Source organism: Agrilactobacillus fermenti (assembly GCF_021030645.1).
In the GTDB taxonomy this organism is placed as follows: domain Bacteria; phylum Bacillota; class Bacilli; order Lactobacillales; family Lactobacillaceae; genus Agrilactobacillus; species Agrilactobacillus fermenti.
Genome location: NZ_JACGCJ010000006.1, coordinates 64,424 through 80,109, shown reverse-complemented (window position 1 = coordinate 80,109; position 15,686 = coordinate 64,424). Strand labels below are relative to the sequence as shown.

The window sequence follows — 15,686 nt, the reverse complement described above, 5'->3', positions numbered from 1 at the left end:
TCAGCGGTCGGTGTGAGCTGATTAGGGGCAACTGTCGAATCCATTGCTTAGTAGATACCAATTGAAGGTACTCCGGTAAAGGCCGATATCCTTTCGAGATTGCTTTTTTAGCATAAATTTGGGTGGTACCACGCTGATAACGTCCCTTGGCTTTTTGCCAAGGGGCTTTTTTTAATCCCATTAATTGTTTGTTAAGAAAGCAGCGGTAACTATGAAGCAAGGAACGACTGCGTAGCCTAATTATAGGAGGAAAAGATTATGATCAATCCAAAAATTATCCGTCAAGATCCAGATATGGTTAAAGAGAAGTTGAAGACAAGAGGCGTTGATCCAAAAGAAATCGACGAATATATTCAACTTGATAAACAAAATCGGGCCGCCATTGCTAAGGTCGACGACTTAAAACGACAAAAGAACGAATTAAGCAAACAAGTCAAAGCAGCTGATCCTAAGTCTGAAGCTGGTCAAAAATTGATTGCACAAGTTAAGTCGATCAATGAAGAAACCAAAGCAGTTGAAGCTGAGCAGCAAGAAGGTGCTGAACGTTTAAACTATATCGCTGTACGTTTGCCTAACTTACCAGATGATAGTATTCCAGTTGGCCCAGATGAAGACAGTAACGTTGAGATCCGCAAGTGGGGCGAAATTCCTGAATTTGGTTTCGAACCAAAAGCCCATTGGGAAATTGGTGAAAACTTAGGTATCTTAGATTTTGAACGCGCTGCTAAGGTTTCTGGCGCCCGCTTTGTTTATTATAAAGATGCTGGTGCTCGGTTAGAACGTGCCGTTTATAATTTCATGTTAGATCTACATACGCAAAAACAAGGCTATCATGAAATTATTCCACCATATTTGGTTAATTCCAAAACGATGTTTGGCACGGGACAATTTCCAAAATTCACTGAAGATGTTTACACCGTTGAATCTACTGGTGAGACGTTGATCCCAACGGCTGAAGTGCCTTTGACCAACTATTATGCCGGCGAAATTTTAGATGAAAAGGATCTGCCAACTTACTTTACAGCCTTCACACCTTGCTTCCGTTCTGAAGCAGGGAGTGCTGGTCGTGATACTCGTGGGTTGATTCGGATGCATCAATTCCATAAAGTTGAAATGGTTAAGTTCTGTAAACCAGAAGATTCTTTTGACGAATTGGAAAAATTGACTTTAGACGCTCAAGAAGTCTTGAAACAATTAAACTTAGCGCACCACGTGATCGTATTATCTACGGGTGACACTGGCTTTAGTTCTGCTAAGACTTATGATATTGAAGTTTGGATGCCTGAGCAGGGTGTTTATCGTGAAATCAGTTCTTGCTCTAACTGCTTAGACTTCCAAGCACGCCGCGCCATGATTCGTTATCGTAAGGAAGATGGCTCTGTGGACTACTTGCATACCTTGAATGGTTCTGGTTTGGCAGTTGGCCGGACAGTTGCTGCCATTATTGAGAACTATCAACAACCAGACGGTACTGTACGTGTTCCTGATGTCTTGGTGCCTTACATGAATGGCCAAGAAGTTATTAAATAGAAGTGTGGCAATAGCAGGCTTGAAAATAGTCAGGGTTAACACTTAAGCTGACCGTAGTACAAAATAATTGAGTTCCCAGAAGTTAGACCAAAAATCTAATCTCTGGGGGCTTTTTTGCTGAAATAAGTGTTTGACATCATATCTGATTAGTATATCATTAGTTAAAAATTAGAAAAAATTAATGCGTTTATCTGTCTGCTAGAAAAAGGTGATGCGATGTTACGTCAAAAGAGCTATCTTGCTTCACGTACCTTAGGGACCCTATCAAACAGCCTATTTATGTTTACTGTGATTTGGTGGTTTCAAACCGAGACTGATCGTTCTTCCACAGTAGGCATCATGAATGCTTTATTTTCGATTACAGCCAGTTTAGCAGTAATTTATGGCCCTTTTATTGATCGTCATGCTTTGAAAGTTGTTAGTGTCGGCGCTTTATGTATGCAAACATTCATTTTTCTTCTATTAACACTATGCATCTTTAAGGCCAAACAAATGATATATCCGATTTTGATTTTGGCTACGCTTGCCTCAGTTTGTGATGAATTTTTTATACCTGCTGACCGTGCGATTATAAAAAGTGTAGTTAAAGCAGAACGTGAATTAACGCAACTGAATTCACGTATCAGCTTGATCGATCAATCCACAAATTTCATGGGGGTTGCCTTAGCGGGGGCATTATTGGGATTTTTAGTCGTTGCTCACGTGATGGCTTTGGTCACAGTGCTCAGTTTTGCTGGCACGCTTTATTTGATGTTCGCCATCCATAAATTAGTTGAACCACATAAAGAAAAACAGCAATCGGATCACTACTGGCAAGAAGTGCTGACTGGCTATACATATATCAAACAAGATCATTTTTTGTTTCGCTATCTATTCGCTTCGACATTGTATTCTTTTGTAACGCCCATGTTGATCGTTTTTCTGCCATTTATTGCTAAAAAAATGGGATCAGCCATTTATTATAGTGGGTTTTATATTGCTTTTTTTCTGGGCTTTATGGTGGGGGCACTTTTAGCTGGTAGACTTAAACCACTAGTCAAAACAATCAGTCTCTATTGGTTGTTAAGCAGTTTGCCGCTTTTGCTTATACTTGGTGCACGTACCAACGGGGTTTTAATTGTTTTGGCTATTTTTTTGTTTGGCTTCACTTCAAGCATTCAAAATATTCTATCGGAAACATTAATTCAAATTCGAACACAGAGTGATTTTTTAGGCCGAGTCATGACCACTTTCAAAACGTTTTATTCGATTGGTGGTCCAGTTGGATCGCTTCTAGCAGGCGCGTTACTGGACCACGGACAAGTCCAAATGCTGGTGATTTTTTCAATGGTACTGATTATTTTAGGTGGCTTAGTTTTATTTTTACAACAGAAAGAAAGGAAAATTGATTTATAAAAAAGTCAGATCTTAATGATCTAGCTTTTTTGCAACAATCAAAAAGCGGTCTTCATTGGTCGCGATGTAGCCTTGGCTTTGAATCAAGTCCTGTAGTGTTTCAAGTTGCTCGAGACAATGTGTCACAGAAAAATCGGGGAATTCCCAAGGAATAACGGTGGCATAATAGACAATGGCGCCGACGTCGAAGAATTTAAGCTCAGGATAGGCTTGCTGTGCTGTTAAAATATGAAAACCAGCGTTTTGCAAGGCGGTTTGCGCTACCAAGAGCGTATTGTCTGGATAAGCGGGTGTATAGGCAGGGCTTAGGTAGCGTGACAGGGAAAAGTTATTGGTAGCACCGACCTGTTCGGTGATGAAATAACCGCCAGGTGTCAACGCCTGAAAAAGTGATTGGGCTTCAAAAGTCCCATGACTGTTAGTGATCACATTAAACGGGTGCTTCATTTTAGGGAGATCAGCTTCATGGACTGTTGAAAAGACATGAACGCCGGTTGAAGCCAGCTTTTTTTGTAATAACTGAATATTTGGCAGCCAAGATTCAGTCACAGTCGTTAATTGATTTGGATGATGAAAACTTTGCAGTAATTCACCGCCGCCAGTGGACATATCTAATAATCGGTCTGTTGTTTTTAGGTACTGCAATACAGTGGCAGTGTAATCCCAAGGCAGCGTGGCATTAGACCAGCGACCGGCTAAATGCTGAAAGTCCCAACCTTGCATGCCAACGGCTGCTTCTTTTTCCCAAGATTTTTGATTCGCATGAGACATAGGCACACCTCACAAATTATTATTTTTCTAAGCATACCTGTTACTTAGAATCATGACAATGCCGGTATTAGCTTATAGTGTGAAAATGTCGCAAAACAGGCTATAATGATAAATAAATGTATCATCGAAAGGATGAGGTCGTTGCGAGTATTTGATGTTTTGAAATTAGTCACGGTCAATCATGGGGAGATTCCAACGCAGCAAGTCGTAATGACTGACACTACGGGTAAGCCTAGTGGCGTTTTGACAGATTTATTGCGTGATGTGTTAACAAAGACTCGATTGTTTGTGAACTTGAAGGATATGGCTGATGCTAGTGATGTGATCGATGTTTTACATAATAGTACGCCGCTACCAGATGATGTTTTAGAAGAATACGAAAAAATCTTGACCCAAGAGATCTCCAGCATTAATTTTGCGACTCGTAAGGATACCATCGAATTGGTTTATGATGAGTTGGTTCGATAATGACCACAGGAGTTCATTTGCGTTGCGTTTACTGTGGGTTAACTTTACCAGCAAGTTTGTTTCACGTTGATCAGACATATTTTAGTTTGTGTTATTTTTGCCGTCAGAGGGGTCTAACGAATGAAACTTTCTATAATCCTTATGTTTTCTATTATGCACAGGCACGAGAACAGACCTATGTGGGGGCAACTACCGCAGTGGCAGCACCAACGAAGCTAGCTTTGTCCAAACAAAAACGCCGAGCTTTGACGAAGTTGATCACGGATTATTTAACTGGGCCAAAGCGGCTGCAAGAACTCGTGCCGTTGGCTCAATTTGCCAAAAGTGTGCTTGCTTTGGAAGACCAATCAGGATCATTACCTTTAACAGGGGTGTTGTTAGATGATTTGGAACACTTAAAGTTTCACGTGAAACAATATTTTCATCAGAACAAGTTAGACTATACGACACGGCAAATGGTTCGCGAAAAATACCATTATACTTGTCAGTATTGCGGCCGCTATGCAGATAGTGTGGATCACAAGAATCCAGCTTTTTTGAGTCAGGATAATCACATTGATAACTTAACGTTAGCCTGCAAAGAGTGTAATCGGTTGAAAGGTGACATGCCCTATGATTTATTTGTGACTTTAAATCAGCGAATTATGCCCTTGAATCATCGCCTGGTACAGTCAGAAAAAACGTTGCGTGCCTTACAGAATGAAATTGACCATAATCGGCGTCAATTAGCTGCTCGGCAACATTTGACCGCTGATATTCAAGATGCCCAGCTACAAGCTTTTCGTCACCGTGCTAAAGTCTTACAGTTTGTGGCCGATAGTGTCACGAGCGACTATCAGCAGCAAATAAAGTTACGACATGATTTTATTTTGACCCAGGCACAAATACAAGCAAACTTTGGGGGTGGGCAAGATGCTGGCTTATCTTAAGTTACACATGAAACAGCTGATCACGGTTACGATGGATATTATTTTAGGCATTCTAGCGCTATTAATGGTCATTTCCATGATCCGTCAATTATTTGTTTTAGGCGGTCACGTGTTAAGCGCCAATCATGAATTATCATTTGCGACGACCATTCGAGGAAGTTTGTCGTTCTTTATGTATTTTGAGTTTACCATGATGATTCGTAAATATATCGATGAAGATCACCATATACCGATTCGTTACTTAGTATATATTGCGATCACGGCGATTCTACGGCAGGAAATGGTGATCCATGATGATGCCGTACAGACCTTGATATTATCCGTATCGATTTTCCTATTGGTTTTAACGCTGATTGCCTTGCAGTTTAGCGAGTATCGTATCCCTTTTTTGAACCATCGACATGAAGCAGATGAAATTAAGCGTAAGTAAATAAATTAAAGCTAAAATCTGGCGAACACTTGTTTTTTGTCAGATTTTTTGTTTTGATTAAAGCACACGATAGAGGAGAGAGTGAGACAAAAGGTGTTGCCTTTTGGAACACGTTTAAAATAAATCTGTTCGCACACAATAGAGGAGTGATTGAAGTGCGCTTATTACATACAGCGGATTGGCATATTGGTCGGCGTTTACACGGCTTTGATTTAACAGCTGAACAAGAGCATGCGTTTAAACAAATTGAAGCGATTGCCTTGGAAGCAAAAGTTGATGGCGTCATTATTGCCGGTGATCTATATGATCGTAGTTTGCCTTCTGAACAAGCAGTGGCGTTATTAAATGACATGATTCAGCGGTTGAATTTACATGACCAGTTACCGATTTACGCCATTTCAGGCAATCATGATAGTGCCATCCGATTAGCAACGGGGGCGCCTTGGTATCAAGCAACAAATTATTATTTAGCGACGGAGCTGGCACAAGCTTTTGAGCCGATTGAATTAACTGATATCCAAATTTTTCTCTTGCCTTATTTTGAGACATTTCAAGCACAGCAATATTTCAATGATCCAGCAATCAAGAACGTAGCTGCGGCAATGGCACGAATCGTAACGCGAATGAAAACCAAATTTGATGCCGATAAGCGCCAGATTTTGGTCGCTCATTTCTTTGCGGATGGCAGTGCCACCACGGACTCAGAGACGCAGTTAAAAGTCGGCGGTTTAGGTGCTATCCCGGTCAATTTACTACAAGATTTTGATTATGTGGCATTGGGGCATCTGCATGGTAAAGATGCTTTACATGCTGACAATGCGCGTTACAGTGGATCGCCAGTGAAGTTCTCATTATCTGAAGCACATCAGCAAAAGGGGGTCTGGCTAATTGATACGGCAGATATGTCTCGTACTTTCAAACCACTAACGCCAATCAATGATGTCGTGCAATTGACAGATAGTTTTGCACATTTGACCGATCCCGATTATTACGGGCAATTAAAATGTGACGACTATTTGGGCATCACACTGACGGATACCAAGCCAATTGTGAACGTACTAGCGCGTTTACGGGAAATTTATCCGAATATCATTAGTTTGGAACGTGCCCAAGGTTATACCACTCAGGTGGCTATGCAAACTTTGGACTTAGCCCATAAATCACCCTTAGATTTGCTGAATGATTTCTACGAGCATGTAGCTAAAGAAGATTTGACAGAACAGCAAAAACAATGGGCGGCAGCAGCTTTGAAACAAGCAAATGAGGTGCAGCAATCGTGAAACCCTTAAAATTACAACTAAAGAACTTCGGCCCTTATGAGCAGGAGACCATTGATTTTACAGGTTTGGATCAGGTACCATTATTTCTGATCTCAGGCCAAACGGGCAGCGGTAAATCAACGATATTTGATGCCATGACTTTTGCCCTCTATGGTGAAAGTGCGACTGAAGATCGTCCAGCACCGAGCTTGCGTTCTGATTTTGCTGACAATGATACACCTACGGAAGTCACTTTTCGGTTTGAACATCAGCAAACAGTCTATGAGATCTGGCGACGGCCCAAGCAGGTTCTGGCTAAGAAACGGGGCAATGGTGAAAAAGTCTATAATGCGGAGTGCCGTTTACGGACCTATCAAGCGGAGCAAGTGACGGCGGAGATTACTAAGGTTGTCGATGTTAATTTGAAAATTGAAGATCTACTGCAGATCAATCGGGCTCAATTTTCACAAATTATCTTATTACCTCAAGGCGAGTTTCGGCGCTTTTTAACGGCTAGCAGTGATGACAAAGAAAAAGTGCTGCGTAAGCTTTTTCGTACCCAACTCTATCAGCGCTGGGGGGAGGCTTTGCGTAATCAGTTAAAGGCGGTTAAGCAAAAGAGCCAGGGGTTGCAACAAGTCGTTGATACGAATGTGGCAAAGATCCACTGGCTAGAGCGGCCAGAAAATTTTAATGACTTATCTTTTAATGATAAATTGCAGTTAGCAAAGACCCAAGCCCAGACTTTGCAAGCACAAGTGACAAAACTGAAACAGCAGCAGACAGCTTTACAGCAGCAAATAGAGCAACAGCGGCAACAACAAAAACAACATGAACAAGTAAATCAACAGCTTAAACAGTTACAGGATCTGCGGCAACAGATCCAGACATTAGCGCAACAAGCGACTGAAATCGAACAAATAAAAGTTGAGCTTAAAGCACTTAAATGGGCGCAAACGCAAGCAGCTGATTACAAACAGCTGCAAGCTTATCAAGCGCAACAATTGAATTTGCAGGGACAGAAAGATAAAGCAACACAGCATGTGGCAGAGTTGACCAAGAGTACAGCGCTTTTACAGCAACAGGTCGCTCATTTAGCCCAGCAGCAGCCTGAACAAGATGCGCGGCAAGCCCAAGCGGCCGTTTTAAAACAACAGCGGCCAGCCTTTGAACGCGTCCAGACTTTACAAGGTCAAATGCAGGTGGCCCAAAAAAACGCTACAGTGATTCAAGCTCAAGCGGCAGCACAACAAGATGAGTTGCAGCGGCAGCAAGCGAACATTGCTAAATTAGAGCAAACGATTGCAGATTTAGCTCAAGTACCAGAACAATTGAATCAACAGACGAATCGTGCTTTGCAGCTTAAAAGTTTGTCAAAGCAAGCTGCCAGTATCGATACACAGGTCAAGGCTGCCAATCGATTGCAGCGAGCCGTTCAAACACAGCAAGCACAGGCCACAGCGTTGACAAGTCAAGTTGCAGATGCCAAACAAGCTGCCCAGACAGTGCGTCAAAATTGGATTCGCAGTCAGATTTATAACTTGGCTCAAGAATTAACGCCAGGACAGCCTTGCCCAGTATGCGGCAGTACGGCGCACCCGCAGCCAGCGGTGGCTGTAGCGACAACCGTTGTGACTGAAGCGGAGTATAAACAAGCCAATGCGCAGGCCAATGCGCAAGTGTCAAATTTGGCGGCGCAGAAAAGTAAAGTGGCCAGTTTAGAAGAACAGTTTCTGACAGTACAACAGCAGATACACCAAGCGCAAGCTGAATTTGAGGCCGAATTAGCGACATTAGCGATCCAACCTGAAACAGCGACCTATGATGCTGCAATCACTGCTTTACAACAAGCAATTAGACTGAATCAACAACGTCAGACAGCACTGCAAACGCAAAAACAGCAATTAACAACGCAACAAACAACATTACAACAGGCACAAAGTCAGATTCAGACATTGACGACAGCCCAACAGCAAACCCAAGCACGGGTACAAGCAGCGCAGCAAGCTTTGGCTAAAGCGCAAACACAATTAGAAGATGCTCAAGCTCAAGTACCAGATGCTTTTACTGATCTAGCAGCTTTGGATCAACATTTAACAACGTTGACCCGGCAAATTACAGATTTTAATACCGAACTAAAACAAAAAAATACCGCATTGCAGGCTCAGCAAGAACAATTGGCTAGTGGTCAGTCTCAGATCAAAGTTTATCAAGCACAGCTGCAAGATACGCAAAGTAAACAGGCCCAGCTAAAACAGCATTTAGAGCAAGCAATTGAGGCACACTTTGGTATGGTTGATTGGTCTGAATTTGAACACTTGTTAGGTCAAGTGGAAACGATGGATCGTAAAACTAAGCAGGTCACCGATTTTGAAGCCACACAGGCTAAACTCCAGACCCAGATCAAGACTTATGAAACGTTGGTCGCTGGTCAAAGTCCTTATGACTTAGCGGCTGATCAGGAAACGATTCAAGCATTGATGACGCAAAAACAAACTGTGGATCAAACGTACGAGACTCAATCGGAAACACATATTTTAAACACGCAGACTTTGGCAGAAATTCAAACGAGCTATCAGCAAATCCAAGCTCAAGCCGAGACACTGAATCAATTGCAATTATTAGTGGAAACCATCACCGGTAGTGGCGAGGCTAAGCTTAGTCTGGAACGTTATGTCTTGCGGGAACATTTATTGGAGATCCTAAATGTTGCCAATACACATCTACAGCAGCTGAGTTCAGGACGTTATCAATTGCAACTACATCAAGAAACAGGAACATATCAAAAAAATACCGGGTTAGAAATTGATGTCTACGATGATAATGTTGGTAAATCGCGTAGTGTGCATACCTTATCTGGTGGGGAAAGTTTCATCGCCGCCTTGAGTTTGGCGCTAGCGTTGGGTGAAGTGATCCAAAATCGGTCTGGTGGCATTGTGATCGATACATTATTTGTAGATGAAGGGTTTGGCTCGCTAGACCAAGATGCTTTGCAAATGGCTCTAGCCGCCTTGGAAAACATCGAAGGCGATCATCGTATGATCGGCATCATTTCCCATGTTCAAGCGCTGAAAGATCAAATTCCTTACCAAATCCAAGTAGTAGCTGACGGTCAAGGTCGCAGTCATACGAAGGTGTTATTACCAGAAACTTAATTCAAGGAGGTAGGCAAAAGATGCGAACATTGGTTGTGATTGCGCATCCTGATTATGACAATTCTGGAACGCAGGCTTTTCTACAGGCAAGCGCGCAGTCCTTATCACAAGTGACCTGGCATATATTGGATCAGGTATATCCTGATTTGCATATGGATATTATTGCTGAACGGCAATTAATACAACAGGCAGATCAAATTATATTTCAATTTCCACTTTATTGGTATAGTGCACCGGCCAGTTTGTATGCTTGGTTAGATCAGGTATTACAAACCAAACATGAAGAAACCTTGCCAGATTTCTCTGGGAAAATATTGGGGCTGGTGGTTTCTACGGGCACGGATCAAAAACAATTCGCTGCTGGGCGGCAAGAACAGTTTACCTTATCGGAATATTTACGTCCCTTTGAGGGTATTGCCCGTAAAGTGAATTTACAGTATCGCGCACCGCTTATCATTTCGCAATTTAGCTATTTGTCAGAGCAACAAAAGATGCACTTATTAATCACCTATCAACAATATCTCACATTGAAAACAGATCATTTTGCCCAACGGCAAACGTGGTTGATTCAACGCTTGCAAACTTTGGTGAAAAATACTGAAGCTGAGTCACAATTAACTGGTATTATTGCAGCTTTAGAGGCAAATCAAGAGCATCTAACTGATTTAACAGAGACACTGCAGATGTTAAAAGGTGAACCATATGAATAATGAAGCCTTGATCCAACAATTAAAAATGTTACAAAAAAAAGCACCTGCTTATGAAACACGGGCACTTTATCAAGAAACAATTATTTTATTAAAGGCACAAACTCGTCGAATCGAACAAGCTGAGGCTGAAATCGATGGGCGCACCTGGAACCATGAAACCTGGTAGTTCTTACCTTTTGTCGTACCCACGAGTTATACTTGAGCCAATTCACTTGTCAGTGCTTGATATAATTGGCCCACATATTTCAAAGGCACATCAGTCACCAAATCGATACCTAATTTGGTGGCTATTTTTTTAAGCTGCTGACCCTCGCCAAAATGAGTATAAATATTACTAGGTTTGCCAAAGCGCTGTAATAAGTCGAGCAGCCACTGCCGAATATTTTCAGCTTCAGTCAGTTTAGGATCAAGCACATCTTGACTGATCACTTGCCCACTGGTGTGATCCATTGCTAAAAGTAATTGAGGGTAGAATGCTTTTTCCTGTGTGTTGGTGACCTGCTGTGGTAGATAAGTGACGGCGAATTCAACACTAAGCGGTTGTAATGGGGCGTTTTGTAAGCGGCTTAAACCGGTCGTTTTAATACTAGAAAATAAGGCAGACTGCCGTGGCAGTTTAAATTGTTTAAAACTTAAATGGTTGGTTGTTTCTGTAAATTGTAAAAAAGGCACTTTATGCTGATCTAGTTGCGTCGTGATACGTTTATGACTGGGCAATTGTTGTAATAAGTCAACTAACTGTAATATAACAGTTTCAATCGTAGCTTGGTCTTCAGCATGCAAGGGTTCTGTGATACCAGCAACCTTTTTGGTAAAAGCCGGCTCAGACCGTAAATCGATTGCTAAATAGTCCTGGTAGAGTTGACTGGGCTCCCAAACCTCGAAGCCAGTTTCCGTTTGAATTCGTAAGTACCGTAAGCCTTGATCGGTATAAGTGATACGCCAATATTGTGGACTTATGAACTGTACTACCGCAAATAAATTAGTGTGTGCATTTGCTAAGGCAAGTGGGTCAGATGGCCAAAATACTTTCCAGGGGGCAAACGTCTTAATTTGATCGATGGCAAGATGAAGTGCTTGATTTGTCGGCATTACTAAGACCTCCAGCTAGTTAGTATGCTTATCATAAACTATTTTGGCAATTTTTATAAATAATATGATTCCACAAGAGAGAGTTAGACCAAAGGCGCTCAGCACCTGAGCACTAACAAGAGTGGCGAAAAAAGGTGGTGAGCCATTCATGGTAACTTCAGGCTTGGATTATCACCTCACAATTAGTTAATAGTCAAAACAATACGCTAAAGAAGTGAATAGAGTATTTATAAAATTGAATGAATCTATGAAGATTAAATAGAATTAGAATTTTCTGTGAATTTTAGATAACCATGGTTTTTAAATTGGGGCCTAAATAGAAAATAATAATTGTATAAAAAGTTGATTTGATGGGGGTGCTATCGTTACCAGAAATTATTTTTTAAAAAAGCAAAAAATAATTTCTAAAAAGTCATCATTATCATCTATAATAGAATATGAATCAGATAAGATAATTAGAGGCGAGCTTATGAAGACTGTGACTAATCGACGAAACTCCCTAGGTCGTTTACAACATGAATATCAAAAAGTTGATCCACAAATGTTTGCATTTGACGTAGATACTGCCATTTGCACGTTGCGTAGTCATCAAACAATTTATTTGTCGTTAAGTGGTCGGCGGGCAAGTTTGACGGACGCAGGCTATACGTTAAGTTCATTTGAGTATTCAATGTTTGATGAGACACAAAAGCAGTTGTTAACTGAGGTGTTGAATCAGACCGGAGTTGAAATGGATCCAGATTATGAGTTTCATAAAGATATTCAATTAGATGAGATTGATCAGGAATTAGAAAATATGGCCATTGTAATACGGATGGTTAAACAGATCCAGTATCGCAACGATCACTAATATGTAAAAAAATACGGTATGTTCTAGCAGAGTGCTAAGAACGTACCGTATTTTTTATTGGGCTAATTATTTTGAGCTTCGTATAGTTTCATTTTACCTTGAACGATCGAATCGCAGAGATCTTCATAACTGATACCCACTGCCGCAGCTTCTTGTGGTAGCAACGAGAGTGGTGTCATGCCAGGCAATGAATTAGCCTCGATAACATATAAGCCATCAGCCTCATTCCAAAGAAAGTCGATGCGGCCGTAGTTTGCCATACCTAAAGCTTGGAAAGTTTCAGCAGCAATAGCTTTCATATCTTCGTGAATAGCTTCTGGAATATCTGGTGGGGTAACAAAAGTCGTTTTGTTATCCTGGAATTTGTGTTCAAAGTCATACCAACCATCATTGACTTTAATCTCAATAGCGGGCATAGCTTGACCGTTCACAAGACCTAAGGAGAATTCACGACCCGTAACAAAGGCCTCAATTAGCAATTCGTCATCAAAGCGAAAGGCATCGTCGAGTGCCCCTGACAAATCAGCTTGCTGCCGCACAATATGTGTCCCAATACTTGAGCCGCCATTGCTGGGTTTGACAACAACCGGAAAGTCAAACGGCAAACTTGTTGGGCGTGGATCAGTCGCGCGGACAACGATGAAATCAGCCGTTTGGATATTGTTATATAACATGATTTCCTTGCTGACTTTCTTGTTCATTGCCATGCCAGATGCCAGTGGGCCGCTACCAGTATAACGAATTTCAAATAAATCTAAGACAGCTTGGACTTTACCGTTTTCACCATCTTCACCATGTAAGCCTAAATAAACAATGTCGGCTGATTGTAAAACTGGTAAAACATTCTTGCCGAACAACCCCTTAGTGCCATCCGTTCTTAATGCATTGATATCATCATCTGTCAAAATTGCATCGCTGATCTTATAACTTGCTTCAGTTTGGGCTTCTGTGAATAGGGCGTCAATTTCAGCGGGTGTCTGGGCATCAACACCTAGAAACAGATCAACCAGAGCAACATTATGTCCCTTGCGTCGCAGCGCATTAGCAACTTTGGCACCAGAGGACAGTGACACATTGCGTTCAGTGCTACGACCTCCAGCTAAGACAACAATTTTCATTAAATTTACCTCCAGCATAATATAGAACCTTAAGAATAGCATAAAACCAAGCCGGACAGCTTTAAAATTAGATAAAAAGTCATTATTGTTATCCATATTTAATAATTGTGTGATGCTTTTTCTAATATTTTAAACCTAATTCGGCAGAAATATTATTTTAAAGGGGTTTACAAATTATACAAAGATGATAGAATTCTAATCATTATCTTTTTTAAATGAATTGGAGGGATTTGCATGCCAGATACTTTAGGCTTTAGTTTAACTGGTGCTGATATTAAAAAAAGAAGTGACAAAATCAAGGTAGGTGTGGATCAAGCACCTGGCCGCAGCTTATTATATGCGACGGGCCGCGTGCATAATGAAGACGAGATGAAGAAGCCTTTCATTGCAATTTGCAATTCGTACGTCGAGATCGTGCCAGGGCACATTCATTTACGTGAATTAGCAGAAGTGGCTAAAGAAGCCATTAAGGCAGCCGGTGGCATTCCCTTTGAATTCAATACGATTGGCGTCGATGACGGGATTGCCATGGGTCATGTGGGTATGCGCTACTCATTACCAAGTCGAGAAATCATTGCTGATTCAGCCGAAACAGTGATCAATGCTCATTGGTTCGATGGCGTATTGTATATGCCAAATTGTGACAAGATCACACCAGGGATGTTAATGGCCGCAGCGCGAACCAACGTCCCAGCAGTTTTTGTATCTGGCGGCCCGATGCGTGCTGGTGTCGACCCAAATGGGAAAGCAACCACGTTATCTAGTATGTTTGAAGCAGTTGGGGCTTTTAAGAGTGGTAAATTGTCTAAAGACGACCTACTCAAATATGAACAAAACGCCTGTCCTGGCTGTGGTTCTTGTGCGGGTATGTTTACCGCCAATTCTATGAATTCACTAATGGAAGCTTTGGGGGTTGCTTTACCTTATAATGGCACAGCTTTGGCAGACACTGAAGAACGTCGAGAATTAGTGCGTCAAGCTGCTAAACAATTAATGAATCTAGTCAAAGATAATGTCAAGCCACGAGACATCATGACAAAAGAAGCTTTTGATGATGCTTTTGCTTTGGATATGGCTATGGGTGGCTCGACCAATACCGTCCTACATGGACTAGCAATTGCGCATGAAGCGGGGATTGATTATTCGGAAGATGATATTAATGAAATTGCTAAGCGGGTGCCGTATTTAGCTAAAATTGCACCATCTTCACATTGGACCATGCAAGATGTTCATGCCGCAGGGGGCATTCCGGCCATCTTGAACGAGTTGATCGAAAAAGGTGGTATTTTGCATCCAGATCGGCTAACAGTGACACAAAAAACGTTGCGTGAGAATGTGGCGGGATGTCACACTAAGAACGAAGCAGTGATTCACCCAATTTCTAACCCTTATTCTAATCAAGGTGGGTTGTCGATCTTGCACGGCAATATTGCCAAAGATGGCGCTGTTATCAAAGTTGGTGGTGTAGATAAAGATATTCATCAATTCACTGGTAAAGCCATTTGCTTCAATTCCCATGATGAAGCTGTCGAAGGTATCGATAGTGGCAAAGTACAATCAGGACACGTAGTCGTCATTCGCTATGAAGGACCAAAGGGGGGACCAGGCATGCCTGAGATGCTTAATCCAACTTCTAGTATTGTTGGCCGAGGTCTTGGCCGCGAAGTGGGCCTGATTACAGATGGCCGTTTTTCTGGGGCTACCCGGGGCATCGCTGTCGGTCATATTTCACCAGAAGCAGCTGAGGGCGGCGAAATTGCGCTGATCAAAGATGGTGATGAGATCACTATTGACTTGGTAAACCGAACATTGAATGTTCATGTTTCTGATGAAGAATTAGCCCAACGGCGTCAGTCTCTGAAGAAATTCGTACCTAAAGTAAAAAGTGGCTATCTCGCTCGTTACCAAGCATTAGTGACGTCTGCAAGTACAGGCGGGGTCATGCGTGATGTTAATGAACTTTTTAATCTGTGAGGGGG

At 41.8% G+C, this 15,686-nt stretch carries 14 protein-coding genes; 11 read left to right on the top strand and 3 right to left on the bottom strand.

Going from position 1 to position 15,686, the window contains the following annotated elements; translation table 11 throughout:
- The first annotated feature begins 258 nt into the window (after positions 1 to 258).
- A complete protein-coding gene (gene serS, locus FHQ08_RS03285; RefSeq protein WP_230912967.1) occupies positions 259 to 1,530 on the top strand; it encodes a serine--tRNA ligase in 1,272 nt (423 codons plus the stop codon).
- Between the two features lie 216 nt (positions 1,531 to 1,746).
- Positions 1,747 to 2,925, top strand: a complete 1,179-nt coding sequence (locus FHQ08_RS03280; protein WP_230912966.1) for an MFS transporter — start codon at positions 1,747 to 1,749, stop codon at positions 2,923 to 2,925.
- 12 nt (positions 2,926 to 2,937) lie between these two features.
- On the opposite strand, the gene FHQ08_RS03275 is transcribed toward FHQ08_RS03280, so the two are convergent.
- Positions 2,938 to 3,696 carry a class I SAM-dependent methyltransferase gene (locus FHQ08_RS03275; protein WP_230912965.1) on the bottom strand — a complete coding sequence of 253 codons (759 nt, stop codon included), beginning with the start codon at positions 3,694 to 3,696 and terminating at the stop codon, positions 2,938 to 2,940.
- Between the two features lie 141 nt (positions 3,697 to 3,837).
- Between FHQ08_RS03275 and FHQ08_RS03270 the strand changes: the two genes are divergently transcribed.
- The 7 genes from FHQ08_RS03270 to FHQ08_RS03240 all read left to right on the top strand — a co-directional run bounded on the left by FHQ08_RS03270 (position 3,838) and on the right by FHQ08_RS03240 (position 10,813).
- Positions 3,838 to 4,164, top strand: a complete 327-nt coding sequence (locus tag FHQ08_RS03270) for a hypothetical protein (RefSeq protein WP_407929168.1) — start codon at positions 3,838 to 3,840, stop codon at positions 4,162 to 4,164.
- Positions 4,164 to 5,093 (top strand): HNH endonuclease, encoded by a 930-nt coding sequence (locus FHQ08_RS03265; RefSeq protein WP_230912963.1) that lies wholly within the window; start codon positions 4,164 to 4,166, stop codon positions 5,091 to 5,093. Before FHQ08_RS03270 ends, FHQ08_RS03265 begins: the two co-directional genes overlap by 1 nt.
- Positions 5,077 to 5,523 (top strand): phosphate-starvation-inducible protein PsiE, encoded by a 447-nt coding sequence (locus FHQ08_RS03260; protein ID WP_230912962.1) that lies wholly within the window; start codon positions 5,077 to 5,079, stop codon positions 5,521 to 5,523. Before FHQ08_RS03265 ends, FHQ08_RS03260 begins: the two co-directional genes overlap by 17 nt.
- 155 nt (positions 5,524 to 5,678) lie before the next feature.
- Positions 5,679 to 6,803: an exonuclease SbcCD subunit D gene (locus FHQ08_RS03255; RefSeq protein WP_230912961.1), complete on the top strand. Its 1,125-nt coding sequence runs from the start codon at positions 5,679 to 5,681 to the stop codon at positions 6,801 to 6,803.
- Complete coding sequence (locus FHQ08_RS13150) at positions 6,800 to 9,937, top strand: AAA family ATPase (RefSeq protein ID WP_230912960.1); 3,138 nt, start codon at positions 6,800 to 6,802, stop codon at positions 9,935 to 9,937. The genes FHQ08_RS03255 and FHQ08_RS13150 overlap by 4 nt, the downstream gene beginning before the upstream one ends.
- Before the next feature lie 20 nt (positions 9,938 to 9,957).
- The gene (locus FHQ08_RS03245; protein ID WP_230912959.1) at positions 9,958 to 10,647 is read left to right on the top strand and encodes an NAD(P)H-dependent oxidoreductase; all 690 of its coding nucleotides are present in this window, start codon (positions 9,958 to 9,960) and stop codon (positions 10,645 to 10,647) included.
- Positions 10,640 to 10,813 carry a hypothetical protein gene (locus FHQ08_RS03240; RefSeq protein ID WP_230912958.1) on the top strand — a complete coding sequence of 58 codons (174 nt, stop codon included), beginning with the start codon at positions 10,640 to 10,642 and terminating at the stop codon, positions 10,811 to 10,813. The genes FHQ08_RS03245 and FHQ08_RS03240 overlap by 8 nt, the downstream gene beginning before the upstream one ends.
- Before the next feature lie 26 nt (positions 10,814 to 10,839).
- Here FHQ08_RS03240 and FHQ08_RS03235 read toward each other — a convergent pair whose 3' ends face one another.
- The gene (locus FHQ08_RS03235) at positions 10,840 to 11,739 is read right to left on the bottom strand and encodes a DUF6930 domain-containing protein (protein WP_230912957.1); all 900 of its coding nucleotides are present in this window, start codon (positions 11,737 to 11,739) and stop codon (positions 10,840 to 10,842) included.
- 469 nt (positions 11,740 to 12,208) lie between these two features.
- On the opposite strand from FHQ08_RS03235, the gene FHQ08_RS03230 reads away from it, so the two are divergent.
- Entirely contained in the window at positions 12,209 to 12,589 is a 381-nt protein-coding gene (locus tag FHQ08_RS03230; RefSeq protein WP_230912956.1) for a DUF1828 domain-containing protein, read from the top strand.
- A gap of 62 nt (positions 12,590 to 12,651) precedes the next feature.
- Here the strand turns inward: FHQ08_RS03230 and FHQ08_RS03225 are convergent, their stop codons facing one another.
- The gene (locus FHQ08_RS03225; protein WP_230912955.1) at positions 12,652 to 13,707 is read right to left on the bottom strand and encodes a D-alanine--D-alanine ligase family protein; all 1,056 of its coding nucleotides are present in this window, start codon (positions 13,705 to 13,707) and stop codon (positions 12,652 to 12,654) included.
- Between the two features lie 234 nt (positions 13,708 to 13,941).
- Between FHQ08_RS03225 and ilvD the strand changes: the two genes are divergently transcribed.
- On the top strand, positions 13,942 to 15,681 hold the full coding sequence (ilvD, locus tag FHQ08_RS03220; RefSeq protein WP_230912954.1) for a dihydroxy-acid dehydratase: 1,740 nt from the start codon (positions 13,942 to 13,944) through the stop codon (positions 15,679 to 15,681).
- The last annotated feature ends 5 nt before the right edge of the window (positions 15,682 to 15,686 follow it).